The organism is Bradyrhizobium sp. SZCCHNS3002, from assembly GCF_032377435.1.
Classification (GTDB): domain Bacteria; phylum Pseudomonadota; class Alphaproteobacteria; order Rhizobiales; family Xanthobacteraceae; genus Bradyrhizobium.
In genome coordinates, this window is the sequence record NZ_JAUHHY010000002.1 from 189,628 (window position 1) to 202,112 (window position 12,485).

At 65.5% G+C, this 12,485-nt stretch carries 11 protein-coding genes; 1 reads left to right on the forward strand and 10 read right to left on the reverse strand.

Annotated features, from left to right (window positions below; all coding sequences use genetic code 11):
* Positions 1 to 2 precede the first annotated feature (2 nt).
* Complete coding sequence (gene rpsU / locus QW845_RS05275; RefSeq protein WP_315800918.1) at positions 3 to 326, forward strand: 30S ribosomal protein S21; 324 nt, start codon at positions 3 to 5, stop codon at positions 324 to 326.
* A 47-nt stretch (positions 327 to 373) separates the two neighbouring features.
* Here the strand turns inward: rpsU and QW845_RS05280 are convergent, their stop codons facing one another.
* The 10 genes from QW845_RS05280 to cobT form a co-directional block, all read right to left on the reverse strand.
* On the reverse strand, positions 374 to 562 hold the full coding sequence (locus QW845_RS05280; RefSeq protein ID WP_315800577.1) for a hypothetical protein: 189 nt from the start codon (positions 560 to 562) through the stop codon (positions 374 to 376).
* A 261-nt stretch (positions 563 to 823) separates the two neighbouring features.
* A complete protein-coding gene (locus tag QW845_RS05285) occupies positions 824 to 2,434 on the reverse strand; it encodes an ABC transporter ATP-binding protein (RefSeq protein ID WP_315800578.1) in 1,611 nt (536 codons plus the stop codon).
* Between the two features lie 4 nt (positions 2,435 to 2,438).
* Positions 2,439 to 3,278 carry an ABC transporter permease gene (locus tag QW845_RS05290; RefSeq protein WP_315800579.1) on the reverse strand — a complete coding sequence of 280 codons (840 nt, stop codon included), beginning with the start codon at positions 3,276 to 3,278 and terminating at the stop codon, positions 2,439 to 2,441.
* A complete protein-coding gene (locus QW845_RS05295) occupies positions 3,275 to 4,246 on the reverse strand; it encodes an ABC transporter permease (protein WP_315800580.1) in 972 nt (323 codons plus the stop codon). The genes QW845_RS05290 and QW845_RS05295 overlap by 4 nt, the downstream gene beginning before the upstream one ends.
* Positions 4,247 to 4,326: 80 nt before the next feature.
* Positions 4,327 to 5,874 carry an ABC transporter substrate-binding protein gene (locus tag QW845_RS05300; RefSeq protein ID WP_315800581.1) on the reverse strand — a complete coding sequence of 516 codons (1,548 nt, stop codon included), beginning with the start codon at positions 5,872 to 5,874 and terminating at the stop codon, positions 4,327 to 4,329.
* Between the two features lie 311 nt (positions 5,875 to 6,185).
* Positions 6,186 to 6,611, reverse strand: coding sequence for a hypothetical protein (locus QW845_RS05305; protein ID WP_315800582.1), 426 nt, complete (start codon positions 6,609 to 6,611; stop codon positions 6,186 to 6,188).
* Between the two features lie 194 nt (positions 6,612 to 6,805).
* Positions 6,806 to 7,906, reverse strand: a complete 1,101-nt coding sequence (locus QW845_RS05310) for an LLM class flavin-dependent oxidoreductase (protein ID WP_315800583.1) — start codon at positions 7,904 to 7,906, stop codon at positions 6,806 to 6,808.
* Between the two features lie 216 nt (positions 7,907 to 8,122).
* A complete protein-coding gene (locus tag QW845_RS05315) occupies positions 8,123 to 9,235 on the reverse strand; it encodes an NADH:flavin oxidoreductase/NADH oxidase (protein ID WP_315800584.1) in 1,113 nt (370 codons plus the stop codon).
* Between the two features lie 103 nt (positions 9,236 to 9,338).
* Positions 9,339 to 10,415 carry an esterase-like activity of phytase family protein gene (locus QW845_RS05320; RefSeq protein WP_315800585.1) on the reverse strand — a complete coding sequence of 359 codons (1,077 nt, stop codon included), beginning with the start codon at positions 10,413 to 10,415 and terminating at the stop codon, positions 9,339 to 9,341.
* A gap of 64 nt (positions 10,416 to 10,479) precedes the next feature.
* Positions 10,480 to 12,381, reverse strand: a complete 1,902-nt coding sequence (gene cobT, locus QW845_RS05325) for a cobaltochelatase subunit CobT (protein WP_315800586.1) — start codon at positions 12,379 to 12,381, stop codon at positions 10,480 to 10,482.
* Positions 12,382 to 12,485 lie beyond the last annotated feature (104 nt).

Sequence of the window (12,485 nt, forward strand, 5' to 3'; positions counted from 1 at the left end):
TTTTGCAGGTTCTTGTTCGTGACAACGACGTCGAGAAGGCGTTGCGCATCCTGAAGCGGAAGATGCAGCGCGAAGGCGTATTCCGCGAGATGAAGCGCCGCAGATCCTACGAGAAGCCATCGGAGCGCAAGACGCGCGAGAAATCCGATGCGATCAGGCGCCAACGCAAAGTCGCGCGCAAGCAGGCCATCCGCGAAGGCTTGCTGCCGGCGCCGGTCAAGAAGGTGCCTGCGGCGCGGCCGGGCGCGCTCCCCTCAACGACCTCGACGCGCACCGATCGTGAACGGCCGCAGGGCCAGCTCACCGCTACGCCTCCGCGCAGCTGAGCGAGCGACGGCATGCCCGCCGAAATCGACGGGACGAGGCTGGCGGTTCACGCCAGCTTCTTCGGCTGCTTGCCGGCGCTGTCAGCCGCTTCACGCGCCAAGCGCTCGGCCTTCAGCCGCTCGCGGTTCTGATCGAACGCGGCCTGTGCCTTTTCATAATCGCTTCTCGTCGGCTCGGCCGGCTTGAAGGCTTTTTGAGCCTCGCGCACGGCGGCCGTTGGCTTGCGCTCCGACATGATGAGAGTCCTCGTTGGGATGGTGAACGCCGCTGCGACATCCTGTCGAGACTGACGCTTCATGGGCACGGTTCAATGACAGCCTCGGGTAGAGGGAGCACGAGCCCGCTGTCTTGGCGCGGACCAGCTAGGGCGACCACCCTGCGGCCTCATCGGGGTCCAATGCTATTATAATCCAAATACGCCGAAGATGTTGCAAGTAATTGAACCCGGCCCGGCACGATGCGCCATGGTTCCGACCGGCGGTCGGTTTACGCACAATCACGCCATTCCGTGCTTGCGGCCGGGAACGGCAGCGAGCAGCTCGCGCGTATAGGCGTGTTCGGGATTGGCGAACAGCGCGGCGGTCGGCTTCAGCTCGACGATCTCGCCCTTCTGCATGACGGCGATCCGGTCGCAGATCTGCGCGGCCACCCGCAGGTCATGCGTGATGAACAGCATCGACAGACCAAGGCGCGCCTTCAAATCTTCCAGCAGCCGCAGCACCTGCGCCTGGACGGACACGTCGAGCGCCGACACCGCTTCGTCCGCGACGATGATCTCCGGATCGAGCGCGAGCGCGCGCGCGATGCCGATGCGCTGACGCTGGCCGCCGGAGAATTCGTGCGGATAGCGGCCGATCGCGCCCGCGTCGAGCCCGACCATGCCGAGCAGCTCCTGGGCGCGCTTCAGCGCGGCATCGAGCGGCGTGCCGCGCGCGACCATGCCGTCGGCGATGATGCGGCCGACCTTGCGGCGCGGGTTGAGCGAGGCGAACGGATCCTGGAAGATCATTTGGATGCGATGACGCTGCGCACGCAAGGCGCCGCCCTCCAGCGCCGTGAGATCGACGTCGCCGATCCGCACCGTGCCGCGATCGGCCTCGATCAGCCGCATCACGAGACGCGCGACGGACGACTTTCCCGAGCCGGACTCGCCGACGAGGCCGAGCGTCTCGCCCTGATGGATCGCGAAATTGACCGCATGCGCAGCGCGCGTCTCGCGCTTCGGGCGGAACCAGCCGGTCGGCGTCACATAGGTCTTGTCGAGGCCGATCACGTCGATCGCCTTCGGAACGTCCTCGCGGGATTGCCGCGGCGGCGGATCGAAAGAGGGCACCGCGGCGAGCAGCGCCTTGGTGTAGTCGTGCTGCGGATTGCCCAGCACGGACTCGGCCGCGCCTTCCTCCACCACCTTGCCATGGCGCAACACGACCACCTGGTCGGCGATGTCGGCGACGACGCCGAAATCATGGGTGATGAACATCACCGCCATGTTGTGGCTGGCCTGCAGGTTGCGGATCAGCTTGAGGATCTGCGCCTGGGTCGTCACGTCGAGCGCGGTGGTCGGCTCGTCGGCGACCAGCACCGCCGGTTCGAGCGCCAGCGCCATCGCGATCATCGCGCGCTGGCGCTGGCCGCCGGAGAGCTGATGTGGATAGGCGCGGATGATCCGTTCGGGATCGGGCAGGCCGACCTCGCGCACCAGCGCCAGCGCCTTCGCGCGGCGCTCGCGAGGGCTCAGCAGATCATGCGCCTCGAACACCTCCATCAATTGGTCGCCGATCCGCATCAAGGGATTGAGTGCGGTCATCGGCTCCTGGAACACCATGGCGATGCGGCGGCCGCGCAGATCGCGCCAGCCGTCCTCATCGACGGCAAGCAGGTCGCGCCCCTCGAAGCTGATCTCGCCGCTCTCGACTTTCACCGTCTCGGGCAGCAGCCCGAGCAGCGCATGCGCGCACATCGACTTGCCCGAGCCGGATTCGCCGACCACGCAGACGATCCTGCCCGCGGTCAGGTCGAACGAGACGCCGTCGACCGCGTGATTGCGCTCGGCGCCCGCCGGCAAGGCGATGCGCAGGTTCCTGATGGCAACGACGGGATTTGCCATTCGCTCACCTGCCCTCGCGCGACAGGCGCGGATTGAGCGCATCGTTCAGGCCCTCGCCGATCAAATTGAGGCCGAGCACCGACAGCAGGATCGCCACGCCGGGAAAGACCGTGATCCACCACGCCTGACGAATGACAGTGCGACCGGCGCCGACCATGTAGCCCCAGGAGATCAGGTTGGGATCGCCGAGGCCGAGGAACGACAGCGAGGATTCCAGCAGGATCGCGGTCGCGACCATCAGCGAGGCCAGCACGATGACAGGCGACAGCGCATTGGGAAGAATCTCGCGCCAGATGATCCAGGCATTGCTTTGTCCGGTGACGATGGCAGCCTGGACATATTCGCGGGTCCGCAGGCTCAGCACCTCGCCCCGCACGAGGCGCGCCACCGGCGGCCAGCTGACGAGGCCGATCGCGGCGACAATGGAATAGATCGACGGCTGCAGGATCGCCACCAGCACGATCGCGAGCGCAAAGCTCGGGATGGTCTGGAAAAACTCGGTGAAGCGCATCAGCGCGTCATCGACCCGGCCGCCGAAATAGCCGGCGATGGCGCCGAGCGGCACGCCGACGATCAGCGCAACGAGTGTCGACACGAGACCGACCAGCAGCGAGACGCGTGCACCGAAGATCAGGCCGGCGAGCACGTCGCGGCCCAGCGCATCGGTGCCGAGCGGGACCTTCGACAGTGTGAATGGCGGGACGAACGGCCGCTGCACCATGCGCCACGGCGAGTTCGGGAAGTAGAGCGGCCCGGCCACCGCGATCACGATCGCCAGCACGAGAATGATCAGCCCGATGACGCCGCTCGGGCTGCGCAGCATGGTGCGCCAGAACTGCCTCATGAGGCGTACTCGATGCGCGGATCGACCAGGCGGTAGACGAGGTCGGTCACGAGGTTGAAGATCAGCACCATCGCCGAGGACACCACGAACACGCCGAGCAGGAGATTGTAGTCGCGCTGGATCAGCGCGTCGTACATCAGCCGGCCGATGCCCGGCCATGCGAACACCGTCTCCGTCAAGACCGCGCCGCCGACCAGCGTGCCGGCATGAACGCCGGCCAGGGTCACCACCGGCAGCAGCGCGTTGCGCAGCACGTGGCGGCGCAGGATGACGCCGTCGCGCAGCCCCTTGGCGCGCGCGGTCTTGACGAAATCGAGCCGCTTGACCTCGAGCATGGAAGCGCGGGTCATGCGGGTGTAGGTCGCCATGAAGAACAGCCCGAGCGTCGCGGCGGGCATCGCGAGGTGCGCGGCGACGTCGAGCGCGTGGCGAACGCCGGTATAGCCGGCACCGATCGTCTCATAGCCGAAGCTCGGCAGCCAATCGACCCAGACCGAGAACAACAGGATCGCGATCAGCGCGATCCAGAACAGCGGCGTTGCGTAGAAGATCAGCGCGAGCACCGTGATCGCGGTGTCGAGGATGGTGCCGGCGAAGCGCGCGGCGAGCACACCGAACAGGATGCCGAGACCGAGCGAGATCGCGAACGCCGTCAGCGTCAGCAGCAGCGTCGCCGGCAGCCGCTCGGCGATCAGCCTGGCGACCGGCGCCTGCTGGCGGAACGAGAAGCCGAGATCGAGGCTGGCGATGCCCTTGACGTAGATCAGCAGCTGCTCCGGCAGCGGACGGTCGAGGCCGAACTTCTCGCGCAACTGCGCCACGAAGATCTGGTCGGAGGCGCCGGCCTCGCCGGCCATGACCACGGCCGGATCGCCCGGCGCCAGCCGGATCAGGAAGAAATTCAGCACGATGATGGCGAGAAGGACGATGATGCCTTTCACGACGCGCTGAGCGATGAAGGAGAGCATGAAAGGTCCGTGAAGGTCAGCTCGGGAGGACAGCGAAGCACCGGAGCGCGGGGATCATGGCCGCGCCCCGGAGTGCACCGCTATTTGTCGAGCCAAGCGTCGCGGAAGCCGTCGTTGACGCCGATGCCGGTGGTGATCAGGTTCTTCACCTTGCACTTGGTGATGGTCGGGAACTGGAGCTCGAGCAGCCAGGCCACCGGCACGTCCTCGGCCAGGATCTTCTGCACCTTGTCATAGGCCTCCTTGCGCTTGGCGTCGGTCGGCGCCGTCGCGCCCTCGGCGAACAGCTTGTCCACTTCCGGATTGGAATAGCCTTCGACATTGTTGAACAACTGGCCCTTGGCGATCGCCGAGGTGATGTAGTTGCGGGACACGCCGAGCGCGGGATCGCCGTACTGATAGAGATAGGTGAAGGCGATGTCGTAGTCCCACTCCATGATCTTCTGGTTGCCGCCGGGCACGTCGGTCGCGATCGTCTCGATGTTCATGCCGACATCCTGCAGGTTCTGCTTCACCGCCTCGCCCCAGCGCTGCCAGGTCTCGCCATAGGCGAGCGGCAGCATGCGGATCTTCTCGCCCTTGTAGCCGGCTTCCTTCAAGAGCGCCTTGGCCTTGGCCGGATCGTACGGATATTTCGGCACGTCATCGGAATAGAACTTGATGGTCGAGGCCGACGGACCGGTCGCCACCTTGCCGAGGCCGTTCCAGATCACGTCCTTGGCGAAGTCGCGGTCGATGGCATACATGATCGCCTGGCGCACCTTCTTGTTGGCCAGGATCGGATGCCGGTTGTTGAGCCACATCCAGGCCAGCGGCGAGAAAAACTCCCAGCCGGCACCGGTGACGCAGGCGCCCGGCAGCTTGGAGACGCGCGGCACGTCGAAATTCTCGATCGAGCCGCCCGGCAGCACATCGACCTTGCCGGTCTCGAAGGCCACCGCGCGCGCCGCCGCGTCGGGAATGATCTGCCAGTAGACCTCGTCGAGATAGGGCTTGCCCTTCTCGTGGTAGTTGGGATTTTTCACCATCCGGATGAAGGAGCCCTTCTGCCATTCCTTGAACATGAAGGGACCGGTGCCGATCGGCGCGTTGTTGTTCGGATTGGTCTTGTAGTCGGTGCCTTCATACAGGTGCTTCGGCACCATCGGCATCGAGCCGACCTCGAAAATACCGATGAAGGGACCGAACGGCTCCTTCAGCGTGAACACCACCGTGAGATCGTCCGGCGCCTCGACCTTCTCGACGATTGCGAGGTTGTTGCGGGCGCGCGCATGCGTCTGCTTCAGCATCTCGATCGAGAACAGCACGTCGGCCGACGTGAACGGCTTGCCGTCGTGCCAGGTCACGCCAGGCTTGAGCTTGAAGGTGTAGACCTTGGCATCCGGGCTGATCGTCCAACTTTCGGCGAGGCCGGGCAGCGGCTCGAGCTTGGGGCTGTAGCGCAGCAGGCCCTCAAAGATGTTGCCGGCGACCATCTGCGTCGGGCCGTTCTGGACCATCGCCAGCATCAGGCCCGGCGGCTCGGGCTGAATGACGGCATTGACCACGCCGCCGACCTTCGGCTCCTCCGCTTGCGCCGCGGACAGTCCGCAGCCAATGACCACACCCAGCAGCACCCGTTTCAACATGATGAACTTCCCAAATGTCCTTGCCGCCTGCAATGCATCAAGCGCGCCAACGCGCGCGGAATCGCCATGCGGCGTTTTGATGCTGCGCTTGCTCTGGGCGCATGGACGCCGGCTTTGTCGCGACCCCGCGCCGAAATGCAGCCTGATCATTTGCCGGATCACCGGCCGGCAAGTTGGCTCGCCGACGGTGCCGTCGCTGCTCAGTATCAGCTAGTTCCGCAGAGCAGAACTCAACGAGGAGCCTATGCGCCACCTGTTCGCCGCAAGATGAAACTCGCGACAGCGTCAGCCCAAAAATTGAACAGGGAAAATCAGCGCCGCAGACGCGCGATCGCGCCGGCAACGATCTGCATGATCACGCCGATGATCCAGCCGACCATGATCAGCGACGTCCAGACGATGTGCGGATCTTCGCGCAGGATGATGATGGCAACGGCGAAGAACGCCGTGAGGGTTGCGAGGAAGGTCCCGACGGCGCTCAGAAATTCGGCCGTGTCGATCTTCGTCTCCGTCGGCGAGTTCTCGTCATGAGGATGAAAAGGCAGTTGCGGCGTGTCGATGCCGAGATAGAAGCCCAGCGCCCCAGACAGCATCATCACGATCAGGAAGCCCTGCGTGGTCAGCAACGGAACGCTGGAGCCGACATGGGCCCCGACGAAGACGCCGCAGGCGGCGCCTGCCAGAGCCAGACCCGAGCGTTCGAGGATATGGGCAAACTTCCTGACGCGAAACCGCATGACCTGCCCCCAGATGTCAGACCCGCCACGCGCATGCAGCGGATTCGACGCCTGGATCCGTCCTAACGGCAAGACCGTCACCCAAACGTCAAATCTGAAGCTGCACTCGCGCGAAAATTTTAGCTACATTTCTTTTGACGCCAGCATTGCCCGAAAGGGAGGGGGAATGCTGGCGCCAAGATACTAGGACGTTACTAGGCGGCCTTGGTCAGGCCGGCATTGAGGTGGCTCAATCTCGGCATCACCTCCTGCTTCAACAGGCGCAGCGAGTTGTGCCAGGCTTCCGGCTTGTGCTTGTAGTCGAAGCCGAACACGCACAGCGTCCCGAAGCCGCCGACCTCGTGCCAGATCTTCTCGATCTTCTCGGTCACCGTGGCCGGCGAGCCGATGATCCAGTTGCGCTTGGCGCAATAGTCCACCGTCACGTCGGAATCCGGCACCTCGGGTGAGTGCTTCAGATAGTCCTTGAAGCCGAAATGGCCGAGCAGTGGCAGGAAATATTCGCCCATCATCCGCCCCATCATGTCGCCGGAGGACAAGCGCCAGGCTTCCTCGTCGGTCTCGGCGACGAACACCTCGCGCACCAGCCGCCAGTCATTGCGGCTGGGCTTTCGCCCGGACTTGGCCGCGCCGGCCTCGACCGAGTCCCAGTGCGACGACACATAGGCCGGGTTGAGGTTGAGGCTCATCGGGATGAAGCCGCGCTCGCCGGCGAGCTTGAGCGTGTCGGAGTTCTTCGACAGGCCGGCGACGCCGATCGGCGGATGCGGCGCCTGCACCGGCTTGATGTGCGGCTTGAGGAAGTCGAACATCACGTCGGGCTTGGTCACCGTCCAGTATTTGCCCTTGTGCGTGAACGGTGCCGGCTCGGTCCACAGACGCAGGATGATCTCCAGCGCCTCGCGCGTCATCTCGCGGTTCTGGCCGCTCATGCCGTCGACGTTGAACATCGCCCAGTCGCTCGGCAGACCGGATGCGGCAATGCCGAAATTGAGCCGGCCGTCGGACAGATGATCCAGCATCGCAACGCGGTTGGCGAGCTCGGCCGGGTGATGATAGGGCAGAAGGAAGCCGCCCGGCCCAAGCCGGATGTTCTTCGTTTCACGGAAGGCCTGCGCCAGAATGAGATCGGGTGCCGGGTGCGGCTCCCAGGGCGCGGTGTGATGCTCGCCGATCCAGGCTTCCTGATAGCCGAGTTCGTCGAGCCACCGCAGGACCTGCAGGTCCCATTCCTGCCCCTCCTTCAATCCGCACTCCGGCGGATGCGAGGGCATCGTGAAGTATCCGATTTCCATGGCGCTTTCCTCTCGCGTTATATTGCGGCGCATCTTTGCGATGCGCTCATCGTCACGCGAGACGAAACACGACCAGACGAGTCGGCATCGCCGCACGTGGTCTGCGAAGTCTAGCACTTCGTCCGACAGCGACAATCGTCAGCCGTGTCGCGGGCGGAATGATGACCGCAGAATTTTGCAACGCTGATGCGCAACATTGCGGTCACCAATTGCACGTCAGCGTGCGCCGAACGTCGTCTTGCCGAACAACTCCTTCTGCGTCGACGGCTGCGAGCGCCAATATTGCGGAGGTGCGGCGACCTGTCCGCCGAGCTCCGCTGCCGCGTGCCAGCCCCAGCGCGGGTCATAGAGCATGCCGCGGGCCAGCGCGACCATGTCGGCCTTGCCCGAGGCCACGATCTCCTCGGCCTGCTGCGCCTGCGTGATGAGACCGACCGCCATGGTCGGAAGCCCCGTCGCCTGTTTCACGGCCGCGGCAAACGGCACCTGGTAGCCGGGTCCGAGGGCGATCTTCTGCAACGGCGACACGCCGCCCGAGGAGACGTCGATCCAGTCGGCGCCGCGGCGCTTCAGCTCTTGCGCAAATATGATGGTCTGCTCGAGATCCCAGCCGCCGTCGACCCAGTCGGTGGCCGAGACACGCATGCCGACCGGCTTGTCCGCAGGCAAGACGGCGCGCACCGCATCGTAAACTTCGAGCGGAAAGCGCATGCGGTTCTCCAGAGACCCGCCATAGCTGTCGGTGCGCTGGTTGGCGATCGGCGACAGAAACTGATGCAACAGATAGCCATGCGCGCCGTGGAGCTCGATCGCGTCGATGCCGAGGCGCGACGCCCGTTGCGCTGCAGAAACGAACGCATCGCGAATGCGGGCCAGGCCCGCGAGATCGAGCGCCTCCGGCGCGAGCTCGCCCTCCTTGTGCGGCAAGGCCGATGGCGCGACCGTCTGCCATCCGCCGTCCGCGAGCGGAATCTGCTGTCCGCCATCCCACGGCTTGTAGCTGGAGCCCTTGCGGCCGGCATGGGCGAGCTGCATCGCAACCGCGGTCTTCGAATGTTTGCGAACCGAGGCCAGGATCGGCTTCAACGCAGCTTCCGTCACATCGTCCCACAGCCCGAGACAGCCGGGCGTGATGCGCCCGATCGGCTCGACATGCGTCGCCTCGATACAGAACATCGCCGCGCCCGACAGCGCCAGCGTGTTGATGTGGGTGAAGTGCCAGTCATTGGCCGCGCCATTCTCGGCCGAGTACTGGCACATCGGCGACACCATGATGCGGTTGGCGAGTTCGAGACTGCGCAGCTTGATCGGAGTGAACAGGGCGCTCATGCTGAGTTCCAGGTTGTGACGGTTGACGCGATGATCCGATGGCCGCGAGTGTCGATCATGGACGAGCCGCGGTCAACGCGAGCCGCCGCAGCGGTATCGCTGCTCACTCCATCAGCGTGAACTGCAGCAGCAGCGTGCGCTGGATCATCGAGAAGTTGTCGTCGGACACCAGCGTCAGCACGGTCTCGCCGTCCGGCGTGACATGCGCATCGATGCCCTCGAGATTGTCGATCTCCTGGCCGAGATCGGCGGAGAAGATCGCCGGACCATCGACCAGCGCGCCCGGCGCGATCTGCGCTAGCGTCAGCCGGCGGATTCGAATGCCGACCCCGTTGAACAGCGAGAACTTGCGTTCGAGCACCAGAAGATCACCGGACGGGAGCAGCACGGCATCACTGACGTCGAACTCGTTGCTACGGACGATGCTGAACTGTCCCGCGGCCGGTCCGCCGATCAGGAAGGCCAGCAGATTGCCGTTCGCGTCCAGACCGCGCTCGGACAGCGCGATCAGGGTGCCGGCGAGCGGCAGGCCCTTCGGCACGACCACCAACGCCTCCAGTCCCTTGTTGTGGGGCAGCCGTCTGGCGGCCGGCGGCAGCGGCACGATCTCGCCGCGCGCGCCGGTTCCACCCCTGGCAAAGTCGTAGCGCAGGAGCTGGTTGACGCGTTCGAGGCCGACATAGACGATGTCTCCATCGCGCGCGAGCGACTCGGAATCATACCAACCGCGATCGGTGATGGGCCGTCCGTCCGGACCAAGCAGCGGCGCCGCTTCGACGTCGGCGAGCCCCGCGATCTCGCGACCGGAATAGGCAATGCGGCCGGTGAACCAGCCGCCCTTGTCGCTGACCGCGAGGAAGCGTTCACCCTTGGCATCGAGCCGGATGCCGGACAGGCCACCGAAGCCGGGAAAAGACGAGGTCAGCGCCACGCCGCTGCGATATTGCAGCATCCCGAAGCGCAGATGCGTCCGATCACGGAGGTCGAACGAGGGCAGCGGTCGCGCGTTGACCTCGATCTTGACCGCCGATGTGACGGAGTGCTCGTCGATGGTGACGCGTCCGCGGACCGGCGCCGGCGCAAGCTGCGCGCGAGCCGTCCTGGACCATGCGAATGCCGACACTCCGCCGATGGTCAGCGCGAGAAAGCGCCTGCGGTCGGCAATCGCCTGCAGCGACATCGTCAGCGGAGCCCCCTCCCCCACCTCCTCCAAGACGGAGGAGACGCAGCCGGCCGACGGCCGCTTACGAATGCAGCCTGCGCTTTGGTCCCGGCGCAGGCTGCGGTGCCGCGTGGGTCTCCGTGAACAATTCGGCGAGCTTCTCGGTGATGGCGCCACCGAGCTCCTCGGCATCGACGATGGTCACCGCGCGACGGTAGTAGCGGGTGACGTCGTGGCCGATGCCGATCGCGATCAGCTCGACCGGCGAGCGGGTCTCGATCTCCTCGATGATGTGGCGCAGATGCCGCTCGAGATAGTTGCCGGGATTGACCGACAGCGTGGAGTCATCGACCGGCGCGCCGTCCGAGATCATCATCAGGATCTTGCGCTGCTCGGCACGCCCGAGCAGGCGCTTGTGCGCCCAGTCGAGCGCCTCGCCGTCGATGTTCTCTTTCAACAGCCCCTCGCGCATCATCAGGCCGAGATTCTTGCGCGCCCGCCGCCACGGCGCATCGGCCGACTTGTAGATGATATGGCGGAGATCGTTGAGGCGGCCGGGATTGGCCGGCTTGCCGGCGGCAAGCCACGCCTCGCGCGACTGCCCGCCCTTCCAGGCCCGCGTCGTGAAGCCGAGGATCTCGACCTTGACGCCGCAGCGCTCCAGCGTGCGGGCGAGGATGTCGGCGCAAGTCGCGGCCACCGTGATCGGTCGGCCACGCATCGAGCCGGAATTGTCGAGCAGCAGGGTCACCACGGTGTCACGGAAGGTCGCTTCCTTCTCACGCATGAACGACAGCGGTTGATAGGGGTCGATGACCACGCGCGACAGCCGCGCCGGATCGAGGATGCCTTCCTCAAGATCGAACTCCCAGGCGCGATTCTGCTGCGCCATCAGCCGGCGCTGCAGCCGGTTGGCGAGCCGCGCCACGATGCCCTGCAGATGTGCGAGCTGCTTGTCGAGATAGGAGCGCAGCCGCTCCAGCTCGTCATGGTCGCACAGGTCTTCCGCGGCAATGACCTCGTCGAACTTCGGCGCGAAGGCGTGATATTCCGGCCCGCGCGGCTCGTTGGCGCCGCCGCGGTTCGGACGCGTCGCCTCGCCCGGCGTCTCGTCGTCGCCGAGCTCGCCGTCGTCGAGCGTGTCGGACGCCGAAGCCTGGGCGGCCTCCATCGCGCTCTCCGACATCTCGTCCGACGTCGTCTGCGCCTGGTCTGCGCTCATCTCCTGCGCGGCGTCGGATTCGGGCGAGCCCTCGGCGCCGGACTGGTCGTTGTCGCCGTCGCGGCTGTCGTCGTTGTCCTCGTCCTCTTCGGAATCGGCGTTGCGCTCGTCGCCGAGATCCAGCGCCGACAAGAGATCGTGCACGAGGTCGCCGAACTTCGCCTGATCCTCGGTGAAGCGGCCGAGCTCATCGAGACGCTGGCCGATCCTGTCCTCCAGGAACGGACGCCAGAGATCGACCACCTTGCGCGCCGCGTTCGGCGGCGCCATGCCAGTGAGGCGCTCACGCACCATCATGGCCAACGCATCCGACAGCGGTGCGTCGGCACGGTCGGTGATCTCGTCATATTTGCCGCGATGGAAGTGATCATCGAGCATCGCCGTGAGATTCTTGGCGACGCCGGCCATGCGTTTTGCACCGATCGCCTCGACACGCGCCTGCTCGACCGCCTCGAACACGCCACGCGCCTGCGGATTGCCCGGGATCAGCTTGCGATGGATTTTTGGATCGTGGCAGGCGAGCTTCAGCGCGATCGAGTCGGCATGGCCGCGCACGACGGCGGCGTCGCGCTTGGTCATCTTGCGCGCCGGCTCCGGCAGCCGGGCCTTGCCCGGCGCAAGGCCGGGACGCTCGGCCGCGAAGGAGACTTCGAGCTCAGGCGCCCTGGCGATCGCGCGCAGGCACCCCGTGACCGACCTCTTGAAAGGTTCGGTCGGTGCTTCCTTGACGCCAGGACGGGGCTTGTTGCTCGGTGTGGTCATCTGGTTCCTGCGGCTATCGTCCCGGCGAACGCCAGGCCCGATAACCACCGGCGTTCGTTTGTTCGCACTCGCTCTCCCGCATCACCCCACGAGAGAGGCCGCGG

Coding starts and splice junctions, on each gene's coding strand:
- QW845_RS05280 (WP_315800577.1), bottom strand. CDS start 562: ATGTCGGAGCGCAAGCCAACGGCCGCCGTGCGCGAGGCTCAAAAAGCC.
- QW845_RS05285 (WP_315800578.1), bottom strand. CDS start 2,434: ATGGCAAATCCCGTCGTTGCCATCAGGAACCTGCGCATCGCCTTGCCG.
- QW845_RS05290 (WP_315800579.1), bottom strand. CDS start 3,278: ATGAGGCAGTTCTGGCGCACCATGCTGCGCAGCCCGAGCGGCGTCATC.
- QW845_RS05295 (WP_315800580.1), bottom strand. CDS start 4,246: ATGCTCTCCTTCATCGCTCAGCGCGTCGTGAAAGGCATCATCGTCCTT.
- QW845_RS05300 (WP_315800581.1), bottom strand. CDS start 5,874: ATGTTGAAACGGGTGCTGCTGGGTGTGGTCATTGGCTGCGGACTGTCC.
- QW845_RS05305 (WP_315800582.1), bottom strand. CDS start 6,611: ATGCGGTTTCGCGTCAGGAAGTTTGCCCATATCCTCGAACGCTCGGGT.
- QW845_RS05310 (WP_315800583.1), bottom strand. CDS start 7,906: ATGGAAATCGGATACTTCACGATGCCCTCGCATCCGCCGGAGTGCGGA.
- QW845_RS05315 (WP_315800584.1), bottom strand. CDS start 9,235: ATGAGCGCCCTGTTCACTCCGATCAAGCTGCGCAGTCTCGAACTCGCC.
- QW845_RS05320 (WP_315800585.1), bottom strand. CDS start 10,415: ATGTCGCTGCAGGCGATTGCCGACCGCAGGCGCTTTCTCGCGCTGACC.
- cobT (WP_315800586.1), bottom strand. CDS start 12,381: ATGACCACACCGAGCAACAAGCCCCGTCCTGGCGTCAAGGAAGCACCG.